General features: G+C 71.2%; 14 protein-coding genes. 6 read left to right on the forward strand and 8 right to left on the reverse strand.

Annotated features, from left to right (window positions below; all coding sequences use genetic code 11):
• Window positions 1-169 precede the first annotated feature (169 nt).
• Window positions 170-2,224: an elongation factor G gene (locus M1E25_RS07355; protein ID WP_251411526.1), complete on the reverse strand. Its 2,055-nt coding sequence runs from the start codon at window positions 2,222-2,224 to the stop codon at window positions 170-172.
• Window positions 2,225-2,807: 583 nt separating this feature from the next.
• Between M1E25_RS07355 and M1E25_RS07360 the strand changes: the two genes are divergently transcribed.
• A complete protein-coding gene (locus M1E25_RS07360; RefSeq protein ID WP_308290400.1) occupies window positions 2,808-3,920 on the forward strand; it encodes an N-acetylmuramoyl-L-alanine amidase in 1,113 nt (370 codons plus the stop codon).
• A gap of 52 nt (window positions 3,921-3,972) precedes the next feature.
• Here the strand turns inward: M1E25_RS07360 and M1E25_RS07365 are convergent, their stop codons facing one another.
• The 4 genes from M1E25_RS07365 to M1E25_RS07380 all read right to left on the reverse strand — a co-directional run bounded on the left by M1E25_RS07365 (window position 3,973) and on the right by M1E25_RS07380 (window position 9,597).
• The gene (locus M1E25_RS07365; RefSeq protein WP_251411529.1) at window positions 3,973-5,109 is read right to left on the reverse strand and encodes a CaiB/BaiF CoA transferase family protein; all 1,137 of its coding nucleotides are present in this window, start codon (window positions 5,107-5,109) and stop codon (window positions 3,973-3,975) included.
• The gene (locus M1E25_RS07370; protein ID WP_251411532.1) at window positions 5,106-6,284 is read right to left on the reverse strand and encodes an acyl-CoA dehydrogenase family protein; all 1,179 of its coding nucleotides are present in this window, start codon (window positions 6,282-6,284) and stop codon (window positions 5,106-5,108) included. Before M1E25_RS07370 ends, M1E25_RS07365 begins: the two co-directional genes overlap by 4 nt.
• A gap of 93 nt (window positions 6,285-6,377) precedes the next feature.
• A complete protein-coding gene (locus M1E25_RS07375) occupies window positions 6,378-7,379 on the reverse strand; it encodes a TAXI family TRAP transporter solute-binding subunit (protein ID WP_251411535.1) in 1,002 nt (333 codons plus the stop codon).
• Between the two features lie 31 nt (window positions 7,380-7,410).
• Window positions 7,411-9,597 (reverse strand): TRAP transporter permease, encoded by a 2,187-nt coding sequence (locus M1E25_RS07380; RefSeq protein WP_251411538.1) that lies wholly within the window; start codon window positions 9,595-9,597, stop codon window positions 7,411-7,413.
• Between the two features lie 122 nt (window positions 9,598-9,719).
• Between M1E25_RS07380 and M1E25_RS07385 the strand changes: the two genes are divergently transcribed.
• Window positions 9,720-10,394 (forward strand): response regulator transcription factor, encoded by a 675-nt coding sequence (locus M1E25_RS07385; protein ID WP_251411541.1) that lies wholly within the window; start codon window positions 9,720-9,722, stop codon window positions 10,392-10,394.
• Between the two features lie 2 nt (window positions 10,395-10,396).
• Complete coding sequence (locus M1E25_RS07390) at window positions 10,397-11,806, forward strand: sensor histidine kinase (protein ID WP_251411544.1); 1,410 nt, start codon at window positions 10,397-10,399, stop codon at window positions 11,804-11,806.
• Here M1E25_RS07390 and M1E25_RS07395 read toward each other — a convergent pair.
• On the reverse strand, window positions 11,745-12,764 hold the full coding sequence (locus M1E25_RS07395) for a TAXI family TRAP transporter solute-binding subunit (RefSeq protein ID WP_251411547.1): 1,020 nt from the start codon (window positions 12,762-12,764) through the stop codon (window positions 11,745-11,747). The two genes, M1E25_RS07390 and M1E25_RS07395, sit on opposite strands and share 62 nt — an antisense overlap.
• Window positions 12,765-12,864: 100 nt before the next feature.
• Between M1E25_RS07395 and M1E25_RS07400 the strand changes: the two genes are divergently transcribed.
• The 3 genes from M1E25_RS07400 (at window position 12,865) to M1E25_RS07410 (ending at window position 14,428) form a co-directional block, all read left to right on the forward strand.
• A complete protein-coding gene (locus M1E25_RS07400) occupies window positions 12,865-13,401 on the forward strand; it encodes a cysteine hydrolase family protein (RefSeq protein WP_251411550.1) in 537 nt (178 codons plus the stop codon).
• A gap of 39 nt (window positions 13,402-13,440) precedes the next feature.
• Window positions 13,441-14,124 (forward strand): HemK2/MTQ2 family protein methyltransferase, encoded by a 684-nt coding sequence (locus M1E25_RS07405; protein WP_251411553.1) that lies wholly within the window; start codon window positions 13,441-13,443, stop codon window positions 14,122-14,124.
• 112 nt (window positions 14,125-14,236) lie between these two features.
• Entirely contained in the window at window positions 14,237-14,428 is a 192-nt protein-coding gene (locus tag M1E25_RS07410) for a CDGSH iron-sulfur domain-containing protein (protein WP_372500537.1), read from the forward strand.
• Here M1E25_RS07410 and M1E25_RS07415 read toward each other — a convergent pair.
• Window positions 14,411-15,430: an iron-containing redox enzyme family protein gene (locus tag M1E25_RS07415; protein WP_443735586.1), complete on the reverse strand. Its 1,020-nt coding sequence runs from the start codon at window positions 15,428-15,430 to the stop codon at window positions 14,411-14,413. The genes M1E25_RS07410 and M1E25_RS07415 overlap by 18 nt on opposite strands.
• The gene (locus M1E25_RS07420; protein WP_251411556.1) at window positions 15,427-16,578 is read right to left on the reverse strand and encodes a carboxylate-amine ligase; all 1,152 of its coding nucleotides are present in this window, start codon (window positions 16,576-16,578) and stop codon (window positions 15,427-15,429) included. Before M1E25_RS07420 ends, M1E25_RS07415 begins: the two co-directional genes overlap by 4 nt.
• Window positions 16,579-16,627 lie beyond the last annotated feature (49 nt).

The raw sequence follows: 16,627 nt of genomic DNA on the forward strand, positions 1-16,627 counted from the left end.
CGGCTTCGGCTCTGGCGCATCGACGAGCAGGCGGGACGTGCCGGGTGCCGGAGCGCCGACGAGACAGCAGCCGTCACCGGCCGGGACACCTCCCGACCATGGACACCTGTCCCTCCCCGAGAACCAAGCCACCACGTACATCTGCCCCCGGTGTCCTGCCGTGCGATTCTCATGACGCACCGTCCCGGCCGTGCCCGGCCACCCGCCTGACGACGCGCAGCAGGTAGGCCTTTCGGTCCAGCGGGTCGTTGTCCCAGCGCTCCCGTACCGGCACCGCCCCACGGACCGGCCGGTAGCGGTCGAACGCGCACTCGAGCACAGCTTCACCGCGCGTCAGTCCCGGGAGCCGCTGCTCGAGCCCGTGCACCGAGGCTGCCGGAATCCTGCCCTCCAGGGCGTACACCGCCCCCTGCACGGCCGGCGCGTCGGGTACCGCGCCCAGCCGGGACAGCAGCGGCAGCACCGACCCGAACGTGTCGGCCGGGATTTCCAGCCGGAACCGGTGCACCGGTTCGAGGACAGTGGTCCCGGCCTGCCGGAGGGCGTCCATCAGCACCAGAGGTGTCAGATGGCGGAAGTCGCCGGCGGTGCTCGACATGCTCTTGTCGAAGGTGCCGTGCGCATGACTCTGCCGCGCCCAGTATCCGGAGTGGGTCAGCGTGACCGTGCAGTCGGCGACCTGCCAGCCGTGCAGCCCCTGGTGCAGGGTCTCGCGCGCGGTCTCCTCGACCGCCTTCATGAACGCCGAGGGCATGGAGCCGAGTTCGACGGCCGGCCGGAAGTCCACCCCGGTACCGGCGGGCGCCGGACCGACGCGCAGCCCGACCGTCGCGAGGAACGGATTGGGTTCCACCCCGATCGACTCGGCAGCCTCCCCGATGCCGTCGACCCGCTCCCGGTGAATCGTCGTCGTCTCGCGGAACGTGACGTCGATGCCGAAGTCGTCCGCCAGGGTCGCCTGCACGACCTCCTTCTGCACCTCGCCGTAGAGCGAGACCGACAGCTCCTGGCGGATCCCGTCCTGCCGCAGCCCGATCAGCGGATCCTGCTCCGCGAGCACGGTCAGCGCCGCGTGCAGCGCGCCCCGGTCGGCGCGGCGGCAGGGCAGGACGACCGACTCGAGGGTGGGCGGCGCGAAGTGACAGCGCCCCGGGGCACGAGTGCCCGGTGCTCCGACCGCGTCGCCGATGCGGACGCCGTCCAGCCCGCGGATCAGGGCGATCCTTCCCGCCGGTACCGATGCGCCCCGGACGGCCGAGCCGCCCTCGAAGACACTGATTCCGGTGACGGTGGACTCCGTCCGCCCGTCCGCACCGGCTGTTTCCGCGGCCGCTCCGTTCCCGCCGAACCGCAGCCGGTCCCGTACCCGGACCGTCCCCGAGAACAGCCGTACGTACGCGAGCCTCTCGCCGGCCGAGCCGCGGTCCACCTTGAACACCGTGCCCGAGACCGGGGCATCCGGGTCGCCCTGAGCCGCAGGCAGCAGTTCTCGCACACCGGTCACCAGTTCGTCGATGCCCGCGCCCGTCACCGCCGAGCCGAAGAAGACCGGGTGGACCAGGGCCCGCCCGGTCTGGACGGCCAGTGCGTCCCGCAGCATGCGGTGGGACAGGGCCGACTCGTCCTCCACGAAAGCGGCCAGCAACGCGTCGTCGTGTTCCGAGAGAAGGTCGGCGAGCCGGGAGGTGAAAGCGGCGTCGGCCGGGCCGTACGGCTTCACCCGGGCGGTGCGGGTGCCGGGGCGCGTGACCCCGCCCATCGGCACCACGGCACGGATCAGCTTCTGCCCGATGCCGGCCAGGACCGTCTCCTGGTCGGCCCCGGGCCGGTCGACCTTGTTGACGAAGAGCAGGGTCGGAATGCGCAGCCGTCGCAGCGTCCGCATCAGTGTCCGTGTCTGTGCCTGGACGCCTTCGACGGCGGAGACGACCAGGACCGCGCCGTCGAGCACGCCCAGCACCCGTTCCACCTCGGCGATGAAGTCCGGGTGGCCGGGGGTGTCGATCAGGTTGACCGTCAGGTCGCCGAGGGCGAAGGAGACGACCGCGGACTTGATGGTGATGCCGCGCTGCCGCTCGAGGGCCAGGGTGTCGGTCTGAGTGCTGCCGTCGTCGACCCGGCCGATCTCGTCGATGACGCCGGCCGTGTGCAGCAGGCGTTCGGTCAGGCTGGTCTTACCGGCGTCGACGTGCGCGAGGATTCCGAGGTTGAGGGTGCGAGTCAAGCGTCATGTCCTGTTCGGAGAAGGTGAGTTCCGTCGGGGCGAACATGAGCTGCTTTCGCATGGGTGGTTTCTCCTCGGTTGTCGATCGGCTGCCGTCGGGCAGTGCAGCAGAGGCCCGTTCCCCGGGGCAACGGGTTTTCGCGGGCTGCCGTACTCCGGGCTGCGGGCGGGCAGCCGTCGCAGGCCGGGAACGCGGCGACGGAACCGGGCGCAGCAGCCGGCCTTGCCGGTCACCCGTACGGACCACGACCGGTCCACTCCTGGCCCACACCCGAACCGGCTGTTCCCCCCGTCACACCGACTGCGCACGGATGCCGCAGCGGCCTGAGCCGGACCCGGTTCGCCGGCTTCGCGACCGGTGAGGTCATGGCCCGCGGACACCGTGGACACCGTGGACGCGGCGCCCGCAAGCGGGGACCGGGGCAGCGGGGCGCGTGCCCGGGCACAAGTGGTGACCTGCGGGGAAGCGCGCTGAGATGGCGTCACGGACACCCGTCCGCCTTCGGCGCGCATCGACCCCCGCAGCCGGGCGGCGCTGTGTCCCGCGACCCTCAACCTGCCTCGGGGAACCGAAAGGAAGCCAATGGAAGCCAGCAAGCTCCCGTGGAAGCGAGGACGTTCCGCCCTCCTCTGCGGCGTCGCCGTCACCGCGATAGCCCTCACCGCCCAGCAGGCGGCAGCCGTGGCCGAGCCCTCCGGGTCGGCCGGCATGAACGACGCGTTCACCCGGGCCGCGGCGGAGTACCAGGTCCCGCGCGCCCTGCTGGTGGCCGTCGGCTACGGGGAGACGCACCTCGACAGCCACGACGGCGAGCCGAGCTCTGCGAACGGGTACGGCGTGATGCACCTGGTGAGCAACCCCCAGCGGAGCACCCTGGAGAAGGCGTCGAACCTCACCGGCGTGCCCGTCTCCGAACTCAGGACCAACACCGCTTCGAACATCCGCGGCGGAGCGGCGGTCCTGCGGGCGTACGCCGACGCTCTGAAGCTCACCGCGGCCGAACGCGGCGACCTGGCCGAGTGGTACCCGGTGGTCGCCCGCTACGGCGGCTACAGCGACGCCACGCTCGCCCGCCTCTACGCCGACACGGTCTACGAGATCGTGGAGAAGGGCGTGCGGGCCGAGGTCGAGGACGGCGGGACCGTCGTGACGGAGGCCGAGCAGGTGACGCCCGACCGCGGTCAGTACAGCAGCGTGCGCTCCCTCGACTCCACCGCGGCGCAGAGCGACGACTACCCGGCCGCGCACTGGGTGCCCGCGGACTCCGGGAACTACGCCTCCGGGCGCACCGCCGCCATCGACACCATCGTCATCCACGTCGCCCAGGGCTCGTACGCCGGCACGATCAGCTGGTTCCAGGACCCCGCGGCCGAGTCCAGCGCCCACTACGTGATCCGGTCCTCGGACGGTGACGTCACCCAGATGGTCCGCGACTCCGACACCGCCTGGCACGCCAAGTCGGCGAACTCCCACTCGCTGGGAATCGAGCACGAGGGCTACATCGAGGACGCCTCGTGGTTCACCGACGCCATGTACAACGCGTCGGCCGCGCTGGTCCGCCACCTGACCGCCGTTTACGGCATCCCGCGCGACCGGGAGCACATCGTGGGCCACGGCGAGGTCCCGGGCAACGACCACACCGACCCGGGCCCGAGCTGGGACTGGGACACGTACATGGCCCTGGTCAACCGTTAGCGGGTTCCCGGAGCACGGGGCGGCGCAGCGGCCGGACCGCTGCGCCGCCCCGTCACGTCGGGCCCGGGCCGGGGTAGCGTGGCGGAGCCGTCCGGTGGGCTGCCGGGGTCAGGGACATCCGGATGGGGTGCGACACCGACCGCACGGGCTCGGGACGGTCTCCGGATGCGATCTCCGTGACCGGCTCCAGGCCCAGCCGTTCCGCGAGTTCGAATGCCTGTCCGACGTCGTTGATCGGCCCGCAGGGCACACCCAGCTCCGTCAGCCGCGCGAACCAGTGGTCCGCGGACTCCTGACGCAGGCAGTCCTCTATCTCCCGGGCCAGTTCCTCGCGGTGCGCCACCCGCTCGGAGTTCGTCGCGAACCGCGGGTCCGCCGCCAGTCCGGGACGTCCGAGGCCCTCGGCGAGCCGGCCGAACAGCTTGTCGTTGGCCGCGGCCACGGCCATCGGCCGGTCCGCGGTCCCGAACACCTCGTACGGCGCAATGCTCGGATGCCGGTTGCCCAGGGGACGCGGCACGGTGCCGCCGGCCACGTACGCCGAGGACTGGTTGGTCATCGCCGACAGGATCGACGACAGCAGGTTCACCTCCACCCGCTGACCGTGCCCGGTGCGGTCCCGGTGGCGCAGCGCCGCGAGCACTCCGATGGCCGCGTGCATTCCCGTGATGACGTCGACCAGCGCCACCCCGGTCTTCATCGGGTGCGCCTCGTCCGTGCCCGTGACGGACATCAGTCCGCCGACAGCCTGCAGGACCAGGTCGTACCCGGGCAGTCCGGCGCCCTCTCCGGGGCCGAAGCCGGTCAACGAGCAGTAGACGAGCCCCGGGTGCGATGCGGCGAGCTGCTCGTAACCGAGCCCGAACGTGTCCATCATCCCGGTGCGGAAGTTCTCCACGAGCACGTCGCAGGAGCCGACCAGTTCACCGGCCTCGCTGCGGCCCTCCTCGGTGGTGAGATCGATGACGCGTGAGGTCTTGTTCCGGTTGACGCTCAGGAAGTACGTCGACTCGCCCTGCGACCAGGGCGGGCCCCAGGTGCGGGTCTCGTCCCCGCCCCCCGGCCGCTCGATCTTGATCACCTCGGCGCCCATGTCGGCGAGCAGCATGGTCGCGTACGGAGCTGCGAGAACCCGGCTGAAGTCGGCGATGCGCACGCCGTCCAGGGCGCCTGCGGGCGCCCCGGTCACCGGAAGGCCGCCTCTCCGGTGAGCGCCTTGCCGATGACCAACTGGTGGACCTCGGAGGTTCCCTCGTAGGTCAGCACGGACTCCAGGTTGTTGGCGTGCCGCATGATCGGGTACTCCAGGGTGATCCCGGCGGCGCCGAGGATCGTGCGGCACTCGCGCGCGATGGCGATGGCCTCGCGCACGTTGTTGAGCTTGCCGAGGCTGATCTGCTCCGGCCTCAGCGCGCGCTCGTCCTTGAGCCGGCCCAGGTGCAGGGCGAGCAGCATGCCCTTGCCCAACTCCAGTGCCATGTCGGCCAGTTTGGCCTGGGACAGCTGGTAGGCGGCCAGCGGCTTGTCGAAGATCTCCCGCTCCCGGCTGTAGGCGATGGCCGTCTCGAGGCAGTCGCGGGCCGCGCCGAGGGAACCGAACACGATGCCGTAGCGGGCCTCGTTCAGGCAGGAGAGCGGACCGCCCAGCCCGGCGGTCTCCGGCAGGACGGCGGACTGCGGCAGCCGCACGTCCTCCAGAACCAGTTCGCTGGTCACCGATGCCCGCAGCGACATCTTCTTCTTGATCTCCGGGGCGGAGAACCCCGGGGTGCCGGTGGGCACCACGAATCCGCGGATCCGCTCGTCGGTCTGTGCCCAGACCACCGCCACGTCGGCCACCGAGCCGTTGGTGATCCACATCTTGCTGCCGTTCAGGACCCAGTCCGAGCCGTCGCGGCGGGCCCGGGTCCGCATCCCGGACGGGTTGGAGCCGAAGTCGGCCTCGGTCAGCCCGAAGCAGCCGATCGCCTCACCGGCGGCCATCCGCGGCAGCCACTCGTCCTTCTGCTCGGGCGAACCGTGCTTCCAGATCGCGTACATGGCCAGCGAGCCCTGCACGGACACCAGCGAGCGCAGCCCCGAGTCCCCCGCCTCGAGTTCCATGCAGGCCAGACCGTAGGCCGTGGCGCTGGTACCCGCACAGCCGTAACCCTCGAGGTGCATGCCGAGGACGCCCAGCGAGCCGAGTTCGCTGGCGAGTTCACGGGCCGGGAGGGACGCCGTCTCGTACCAGTCGGCGAGGTGCGGCCGGATCCGGTCGTCGACGAACCGGCGCACGGTGTCGCGGATGGCCCGGTCCTCCTCGCCGACGAGTGCGTCGATGCCGAACAGGTGCTCCGGGGACGAGATCGGGTGGTCGCTCATGCCTTGCTCCTGGCCTTGGTGCGGTGACGGGTGGGGCTGTGCCAGTACGTGTGTGTGGGGCCGCCGGATGCCGGCGGCCCCACACACCGTTGGTCATTTCTCGAGGGACTTCAGTGCCCGCAGGGAGCCCGGGTGGACCGGGATGGGGTCGCTCTCGGCGGCGAGTCCGGCGTCGATGTCCTCGGCCGCGGGGTGCACCTTGACGAGCTTGTCCTTCTTGCCGAAGACCAGCTTGGTCAGGGCGCAGGCCAGGTTCGCCGGCATGTCGTTGCGCACCATGAGCACGTTCGGAACCGCGATGGACGGCGCGTCCTTGCCGAGACCGTACGTGTCGGCGGGGACGGTCGCCTTCTCGTACACCGGGCTGATCTTCTGCAGTTCGGGCAGCAGCGGCGTCGGGTCGATGAACTCGACCTTCTTGCCCTGGGAGTTGAACAGGTCGGTCAGGGCCGGGGTGGGCAGGCCGCCGGACCAGACCAGACCGTCGATCGAGCCGTCCTTCATGCCGTCGACGGTCTTGGTGAGGTCCAGGCGTTGCTTCTTGACGTCACCGTCCTTCAGGCCCGCTGCCTCGATCATCCGGTTCGCGATGACCTCGGTTCCGGACTTGGGCGATCCGGTGGAGATGCGCTTGCCCTTGAAGTCCTCCACGGACTTGATCCCGGAGTCCTTCCGGACCACGACCTGCGTGTAGTTGGGGTAGATGCGTCCGATGCTGGACACGTCCTGCTTGGTCTTGAACGACTCCTTGCCGGTCACCGCGTCCGCTGCCGTGTCGGCGAGGGAGAAGGCGATGTCGTAGTCGCCCTTGGCGAGCTGCTGGATGTTCTGCACCGAGGCACCGGTCTCGGCGGAGGACGCCTGAAGCTTCGTCTCGGAGTTGATGAGCTTGGCGATGCCGCCGCCGACGACGTAGTAGACGCCCGTCGAGTTGCCCGTCGCGATGGTGACCCGGCCGGTACCGGCATCGCATCCGTTCTTGTCCGCTCCTGCGCCGGCGGAGCCGTCCGCCTGCTGGCCTCCGCAGGCGCTGAGAGTGAGGGCGCCGGCCAGTGCGAGAGCAGCGGCGGACCTGGTGCGGTACGTGCGGTTCATGTGTATCCCAATCTTCCGGCGGCGGTGATTCTCAGAGGGCAGAGGCTTCGGCGGTCTCGGCGGCGGATCGCTTCCGCCGCACGGCCAGGTGGACGAGAACAGCGGTTGCCAGCAGTGCGCCTCCGATCGTGACGGATATCGGCTCGAGATAGAGCAGGAACAGCGCAGCCGGTGCGCACAACAGCCGCTCGACCCGGCTCGTCGGCCCGAACATCCACCCGGTGGTGACGACGGCGAGTGCGGCGACGGCCGCGGCACAGACGGCGGTCGCACCCAGGACGCCGGTGAACGCCCCGCGGCCCAGCAGGAGATGACCGTTGTCGGACATGACGAAGGCCATCGGTGCCAGGAAGGCGGGCAGCGTGTACTTGCACGCCTGCATCATGGTCGGGATCACCCGGCCGCCGGTGATGGCGGCGGAGGCCACGGCGGCGAGCGCGGTCGGCGGGGAGACCTCGGACAGCACCGCGTAGTAGAAGATGAACATCGCGACCTCCGGTCCGCCCGCGCCCAGGGTGATGAGCGCGGGACCGATGATCACCCAGCTCAGGATGAACGAGGCCGTCACCGGTACCGCGAGACCCAGTACCAGGATGGCCAGCGCGGAGAACAGGGTCGTGAGGACCAGCACGGAGGCGTCGTTGGGCGCGATGGCTTCGGCTGCCGACACCAGGACGTCCGAGAGGATCTGCCCGAGCCCGGTCTTGGCGATGGTCGAGGTGATGACGCCGGCGGCGGCGCACACGGCGACGACCGGCAGCCCCGACCGCAGTCCGCCCGCCAGTGCGTCGAACAGCCTGCGGCCGTAGTCGGCGAGCGAGGACGTCCGGTCCTGCTGCGGGACCTGCGCCTCCGTCGTCCCGCCTGCGCCCGGCATGCCCGGCGCGGCGGTCTCCGGAAGCCGTCGGGACAGCAGGGCCTCGCCGAGGCCGAACAGTGCGGCAACCGCTGTGGCGTAGACGACGGCGCGGAACGGCGGGACGTCGACGGCCAGGAAGAAGACGATCACGCCGAGACTGATGAAGTGGTAGCCGGAACGCGCCAGCAGGCGCAGCGGGCTGCCCAGGTCCAGGTCGACCCGGCGGGCGCCGAAACGGCGGGCGTCGATCTCCACGGCGAGGAAGATGCCCAGGTAGTAGAGCAGCGTGGGGACCATCGCCCAGGCCAGCACCTCGAGGTAGGACACCTTGAGGTATTCGGCGATGATGAACGCCGCGGCGCCCAGCGTGGGCGGTGAGAGGATCGCGCCGATGCCGGACGCTGCGAGCATCCCGCCGGCGGCTTCCCGCGGATAGCCCGCCCGCTTGAGGATGGGCCAGGCGAACGAGCCGAGGGTGACGGCCGTCGCGGTGCCCGATCCGGACACGGTGCCCAGCAGGAAACCGGAGGTGGCGACCGTCCGCCCGGGTGCCGTACCGGACTTGCGGAACAGCGAGAAGCTGAACTCCACGAAGAAGCGGCCCGCGCCCATCCGGTCCAGGACCGCGCCGTAGATGGTGAACAGCACGATGTACGTCGCGGCGACGTCGAGCGGGACACCGAAGAAGCCGCTGGCCTCGTTGTAGAGGGCGTTGACGATCTGGTCGATGTTCACACCGGGGTGCGCGACCGCCCACGAGATCGGGAGGAAGCCGCCGTAGTAGGCGTAGGCGAAGAAGACCAGGCACACCGCCGGCAGCACCAGGCCGGTCGTACGCCGGGTCGCCTCGAGGACGAGCACCAGCAGGATCAGACCGGCCGTGACGTCGATCACCAGCAGCGAGCCCTGACGGTCGAGGAAGCCCTCGAAACCACCGAAGCCGAGCGACGACTGGGGGACCGGGAGCACCGGATAGAGGCAGATGAGCAGTGCGATGCCGGCCAGCAGCCAGTCGACGACGCCCGGATCGTCCTTGCGGGGCCCGCTGCCGGTTCCGGTTCCTTCGCCGTTCCCGTCCGCCGGCGCCGGATCCCTGCGCGAGACGCGCGCCCGATAGCAGACGAAGACCGCCGGAAGGGTCACGGCGAGGAAGAGGACGAGGTAGAACTGGCTGCCCAGTTCGAGCGGCATGAAGACCTGGTGCAGCACGAACAGTGCCACGGCGAAGAACCACAGGCGCACGAACCTGTCGACACGGGGGGACAGGTGCCGGGCGGGGCGCTCTTCGTCGTACTCGGAGGCGAGGGCCTCGACGTCGATGTCTTCGGGCCGGTCGCGGGCGGGGGTCTGCGTGGGCATGCCGGGTAACGTAGGCGTGAACGGTGTCACATCAAGCTTTCGGCTTCGAGACTTTACAGAGCCTTAAGGTTCACAGGACGGTAACCATCCCCGACGCGGCCGGAAACAATCACCAGGGCGACATGCGCATTCTGCTCGTAGAGGACGACGACCGTGTGGTCGACGCACTGACCCTTGCGCTGCAGCGGTCCAACCCCCAGGTGCGCCGCGCCCGGACGGCGGCCGAGGCGCTCGCCCGCTACCGGGATGCCGATCTGGTCCTGCTGGACATGGGCCTGCCGGACAAGGACGGTGTCGCCGTCTGCCGCCAGATCCGGTCCGAGAGCGACGTGCCGATCATCGCGGTCACGGCGCGCCGCGAGGAGTCGGCGGTCGTCTCGGCACTGCGGGCCGGAGTGGACGACTACGTGACCAAGCCCTACCGGCTCGCGGAACTCATGGCGCGCATCGATGCGGTGATGCGTCGTTCCGGGAAGAAGTCCATCGAACCGACCACGCGGGTGGGGGACCTCAGTGTCGACCCCGGGGCGCGGCAGGCCTATGTGGCGGGCCGGTCGGTCGCCCTGGCGCGCAAGGAGTTCGACCTGCTGAGCGTGCTGATCCAGGGCGGCGGCGACCTGGTCACGCGTGAGGCCCTGATGGAGGCGATCTGGGGCACCTCGTGGGCCGGGGCGTCCCGCACCCTCGATGTGCACGTGGCAACACTGCGGTCGAAACTGGGGCGTTCGGGTCTGATCGAAACCGTCCGGGGCGTCGGCTACCGGATCGCGGACAGCAGCGTGGACGCCCGGGGCTGACCGTGCGCCGCCGTCTGCTGCTCGTCTCGATGTCCCTGGTCGGCGTGTTGCTGGTCGCGCTGGCCGCGCCGCTCGTCAACGCCTACGCGGCGGACCGAACTCAGGCCCTGTTCGTGCAACGGCTCACGGATGTCACGAGGTTCGCGGTCCTTGCCGAGGACGTCATCGAGGACGGCGGCGCCGGGGCGCTGGCCGCAGATCTGGAGCGCTACGCCGACGTGTACGGCGGGACGGTCATGGTGACCGACGCGGGCCGTGACGTCGTGGCGGCCTCGGACACCGGGGCCGTCCTGGATTCCCCCGAGGTGTCGGCGGCGGTGACGGACGCGCTCTCGGGCAGCGGTTCCGTGCCGCCGGGCACCGTCTGGCCGTGGGAGGACAAGCCGTTCGTGATCGCCGCGCCGGTCGGCCGCGACGCCCAGGTCCTCGGTGCCGTGGTGATGGTCTCGCCGACCGGATCGGTGCGGGACAGCGTCGGCCGGTGGTTGCTCTTCCTCGTGGCGGCCGGCCTGGTGACACTCGTGGCAACGGCCGCCGGCCTGGTGAGTCCCCTCGTCGGCTGGGTCATCCGGCCGGTGCACGACCTCGACCGGGCCGCCCGGCGCCTGGCTCGCGGCGATCTCGCCAGCCGGGTGCCCAGTGACACCGGCCCGCCCGAACTCCGTGACCTGGCAAGGTCGTTCAACGAGATGGCCGACAACGTGCAGACCTCCCAGCGTCAGCAGCGCGACCTGATCGCGGACGCCGCCCACCAACTCGGGAACCCGCTGACCGCCCTCCAGCTCAGGGTGGAGAATCTCGGCTCCCCGCCGTACGAAGCCGCAGCGTGCGACAAGGTGCTGGAGGAGACGGACCGTCTCAACCGGATCGTGGAGTCGCTGCTCGACCTGAGCCAGGTGGGAGCTCGCGACGTCGTGACCACCTGCGTCGACGTCCCGGCCAGGGTGCGCAGCCGCTGCGACATGTGGGCCCCGATGTTCACGGAACTGAACGTCGATGTTCCCGCCCGTGCCGATGCCTGCGCCGGAGAGGACATCGTGGACGTGGCCCTGGACGCCCTCCTCGACAACGCGGCGAAGTTCGCGGCGGGTTCGCCGGTCGACGTCACCGTCGACAGGGACGGCAGCGGGTACGTCCGGCTGAGCGTGCGCGACCACGGACCGGGCCTCGACCCCGACGACGTCGGGAAGGTCGGCGCACGCTTCTTCCGTGGGCGACGACACCAGAACATTGCGGGCACGGGTCTCGGCCTGGCCATCGTCAGGGCCCGGGTCGTGGAGATCGGCGGGGAGTTCACCGTCGTGCCGGCGAGCGGCGGCGGCGTGCGCGTCGAGGTCCGTCTGCCACCGTTCAGCCCCGGTTCTCGCGGAACCAGCGCACCGCTCCCGGATGCAGATCCAGTGGGGACGTGAAGACCGCGGCGCCGATGCTCGGCTGGCGGACGCCGGGCGCCAGCCGGCGGATCTCGGCCCGCGCCTCGAAGACAAGACGGGTCACTGCGTACGCCAGCCGGTCCGGCATCCCTCTCCCCGCGACCAGGTAATTCCTGACGCTCACCGTGTCCACGGCCGAGGCAAGACCGTACGTGGACGCGGGGATCGGCGCGGCGACGTACTCCGAGCCGTAGGCATCGATCAGTGCGCCCGTCACCTCGCGCAGCCCGATCAGGCGGATCGGCACCTGCCGGCTCAGCGCCAGTACCGCCTGGCCCGGGAAGCCGCTGACGAAGAAGAACGCCGCCAGCCGGCCCTCGCGCAGCGCCTCGGTGCAGGACTCGAGGGACCCCGAGGAGACGTCGATGTCCGCCGTGGCCAGGCCGCTGTGCCGCAGGACCCGCTCGGACACCACCCTCGTACCGGACCCGCGGGCGCCCACGCCCACCCGGCGGCCCCGCAGGTCGGCGACGGACCGGACCGGCGAGTCGGCGCGCACCACGAGATGGACGAAGCTGTCGTACAGCCGGGCCAGCGCGACCAGGTCGAGCGGCCGGCCGAAGGCGCCGCTTCCGCTCACCGCGTCCGTGGCGGTGTCGCCCAGCGAGAAGCCCAGGTCGCAGCGCCCCCCGCTCACCAGGCGCACGTTCTCCACCGACGCATCCGTCGTGCGGGCCGTCGCCGTGACCCCGCGCAGCCGGTGCTCGATGACGGTGCTCAGGGCCGCGCCGTAACGTGCGAACACACCCCCGTGGTTTCCGGTCGCGATCGTCAGCGAGGTCCGGGGGAACGCGCCGGTGTCCCTCGCCGAACAGCCCGCCGCACCGGCGAGGGGCAGGACGAGCCCCGCCAGCAGGGAGCGGCGGGGGAGCCCGGGGGCCGTCCCCGGGGCTCCGCCGTCCGGGCGCCGGGCGATGCGGTTCGGTTGCGGTGGCACGTGGCGGATGCTATCCCCGGCCGCTCGTGGCCCGGCCGGCCCGGGCGTGCCGTGACGGCACGGCTTACGGTGGAGAAACGCACGTCACGGGAGCCGCCCCATGGAACCCTCCGCCGTGGTGGTCATCGACATGATCAATCTCTATGACCACGAAGACGCCGACGCGCTCGTCGAATCGGCTCGGGCGGCTCTCCCGGCGGTGCGCCGTCTCATCTCCCGGGCGCGGGCGAGGGGCGTCCCGGTGATCTACGCCAACGACAACTTCGGGCGATGGCGCTCGCACCACGACGAACTCCTCGACGCTGCACTCGCGGGCCCCCACGCCGACCTGGTCGACCCGATCCGACCGGACGACGCTTCGTTCTTCGTGGTCAAGGCACGGCACTCGATCTTCTTCGAGACCCCCATGGAGTACCTGCTGGGCCAGGAGGGCATCCGCCGCGTCGTGCTGTGCGGACAGGTGACGGAACAGTGCATCCTCTACTCGGCCCTGGACGCCCACATCCGCCATCTGAAGGTGGCCGTGGCCGAGGACGCCGTCGCACACATCCACCCCGACCTGGCCCGCGCCGCGCTCCGCATGATGGAACGCAACATGGGCGCGGAGATCTGTCCAGCGGACCGGATCGCACTCTGAGCCTGTTTGCCCGGGCCCCGGCTGAGGTACTCGGCGCCGGTGAAACTCATACGGCCCCCGGGCGTCTACGCACCGCAGGGCGACTCCCGACTCCTGCTGGACGTCCTGCTCGCCGCCGCAATCCCCGCGGGCGCCCGCATGCTGGACGTGTGCACCGGCACGGGCGTCCTCGCCATCGCCGGTGCCCGCCTGGGCGCGGGCGAGGTGCACGCGGTGGACATCAGCCTCCGGGCCGCGTTCGCCGCAGGCGTGAACGCCCGTATGCGCGGGTTGCCGATCACGGTCCGCCGGGGTGACTACCTGACCTGCGCGGCGGGGCGCCGCTTCGACGTCGTCACGGCCAATCCGCCCTACGTGCCCTGCCCCGAGACAGGGCGGCGCCGCAGGCGCAGTGCCCGGGCGTGGGATGCCGGGGAGGACGGACGCGTGCATCTCGACCGCTTGTGCGCGGCGGCGCCGGGACTCCTCGCTCCCGACGGTGTACTGCTGATGGTGCATTCGGCTCTGTGCGGGCCGGATCTGACACTCGAGCGCATGCGCCGTTCCGGACTGAAGGCGACCGTCGTGGCACGCCGACGCCAGGCGTTCGGGCCGGTCCTGCACAGCCGTGCCGCCTGGCTGGAGGACCGGGGCCTGATCGCACCGGGGCAACGGGAAGAGGAACTGGTGATCATCCGTGCCGACCACGCCGTCGCATCCGTCCGGGACACCGCGACCGCCTGACGAGCCGTGCCGTACGGGGCCCGGCCACTGCCGGCGTGTCCTGATCGATCCAGGGGGGCCGATTCTGATCGAGGGGCCCGTGGAAGTGGCCCTTCCGGACGGGACGAAGGCCGTGTCCGAGCGTTTCATGGTGGCGATCTGTACATGCCGGCGCAGCCGCAACCACCCCTGGTGCGACACCAGCCATCGGCGGCGGAGCACCGGCCCCGGGCCCGGGAGCCGTGCCGATCCGGACGCCGCCGACGGCACCGGGACGGACCGCAACGCGGGGCCGTCCGCGGGCTCCTCACCGTCCGTGGAGTGAGCCGCGGCCTTCCCTCCACGCCCCCAACAGATGTTCCGCCAGGTGCTGCTCGAGCAGTTCCGTCGCGTGGATACCGAACACCACATCGGCCGCCAGCTCCGGTTCCCGCGCCAGGAGATCGCCGACCACCTCGTGGCGCATCACCTGTTCGTGCACCGCGTCGGCTTCGATGTGCTCCGCGTAGAACCGCACACAGGCGGGGTCCGCGCCCAGCCGCTCCAGGGCCGCCACCATGCGGCGGGCACTCGGCGCCGTGGTGATCTCCGCGGCCGTGAAGTGCCCGACGAGCGCACCCCGCAGGCTCCGGTGCAGCCCGAACAGCGACATCATGTTGACGATGGCCAGTGCCGGGGCGGGCACTGCGCCGAGATGTCCGAGATACCCCGGGTCGAGGCCGGCGCCGGCCAGCAGATCCGCGAACAGGCGGGAGTGCATACGTTCGCCGCGTCCCGCGCCGAACTCGTCGAACTCCACCGCGACCAGCGCTGCCTTGGCTCCGCCCTGCAGGCGCGGGATCACCCATGCGTGGGGGTCGGCCTCCTTGAGGTGGTAGACCGACCGGTGAACGAAGAACTCCCGCATGTGCCACCACTCGCCATGATCGCGCAGGAAGTGCGAGACCCCGGTGCCCTCCACCGGCTCCCGCAGCAGGCCGTCCAGGATGGCCCCGACGTCGTCACCGCCCGGGGCCCGGCGGCGCAGGGCGTCGAGGAAGACCGCCTCGCAGCCGGCGCGGAACGCGAGCAGCTGAGGAGACCACTCCCAGGCGTCGTCGACGTCCCGGAACCCCCGGTAGTGCAACTCGTAGCACATCTGCAGTGCCAGTTGGAGATCGTCACCGAACGGGTCGCGGCCCGAAGTCCCGGGCCAGGTCGGGGGACACTCCGGGTCCGGTGGTGACCGCAACGCCTCGGCCACCGCCGTGGACAACCGCCCGCGCGGCTCCGGGAGCGGGGCCGTGGCGGCAGCGTGCAGAGATTCGGCTCCTGCCGGAAGCGTCACAGGGAGGCCACCGCCCTCGACGGGCGCCCGGGCAGCGGCACCGCGACACAGCGAGCGGCTGCCTGCGGTCCGCCGGCTGCGACGGCGGCGCGCTGCCGTTCCGCGCCGGTTCCGCGGGTGAGAAGTCCGCTCACGATCTCGCGTACCGTCGCCCCGTCCCCGGTTTCCTCGAGAGCGGGCCGGACCAGGTCGAGCAGTTCTCCGGCCAGCAGGGAGCCCGGGACCTGTCGGCCGGTGCGCGGGTGAACCGCCGGGCCGGAGAGCCCGTACCGGGCGGCTGACCACAGGCCTGCGGCGGCCACCCGCTCCGGGACTGTGGGCGCTTCGCGGCCGGCGGCCAGGGCGGTGAGCGCGGTGCGGACCAGGGCTCTGGACAGCACGGCCTGGAGCAGTGCTTCCTCGACGCTCGCCGCCGCGTCGGCGACCCGCAGTTCCACGGTGGGAAAGCGCGGTGACGGCCGGGCGAGCCAGAAGCTCATCCGCGGGTCCACCAGTACGCCTGCCTCGACGCGGGCTTCCACGTCCTCCTGGTAGTCGGCGAAGGAGCCGAACACCGGCGGTACGCCGGAGCCGGGGAAGCGCGACTGCTCGACCGTCCGCCAGCTCGCGTAACCACTGTCCCGTCCGCCGTGGAAGGGCGAGTTGACCGACAACGCGAGCAGCGTCGGCAGCCAGGGACGCAGGTGGTTGACGACGGCCACTGCCGTGTCGGGATCCGGCACACCGACGTGTACATGGCAGCCGCTCACCTGGTAGTCGGCCGCGATCCCGGCGTAGAGCCGGTGGATCCGCCGGAAGCGCGCCCCCTCGGACGCCGCCACACGGCCGGGCAGCGGAGGGGTGCCCGTGGAGAGCAGGAGGGCGCCCGCGTCTCCCGCCGCGGTGGCCAGCACTCGACGGGCGGTCGTGAGCTGCAGATGCAGCTGAGCCTCCGTCGTGCACACCGCGCTGGCCGTCTCCACCTGGCTCGTCACCAGTTCGTGCTTGAGCCCGGGCAATCCGGCGCCGGCGGTGTCGGGACCGGCCCGCGCGGCGCGGTCCAGAACCTCTGCCGCCAGGGGTACGGGACGGCAGCTGGCGGCGTCCACGAGGAGGAACTCCTCCTCCACGCCGAAGGTGATGCCCAGGTCGGGGCTGTCGGTGTCCATCTAGCGCTCCTGGGGGGAGGGGCGGAGCCGGAGACGTCCGCGGGGAGGG

It is taken from the genome of Streptomyces meridianus (genome assembly GCF_023703325.1).
Taxonomy (GTDB): Bacteria; Actinomycetota; Actinomycetes; order Streptomycetales; family Streptomycetaceae; genus Streptomyces; species Streptomyces meridianus.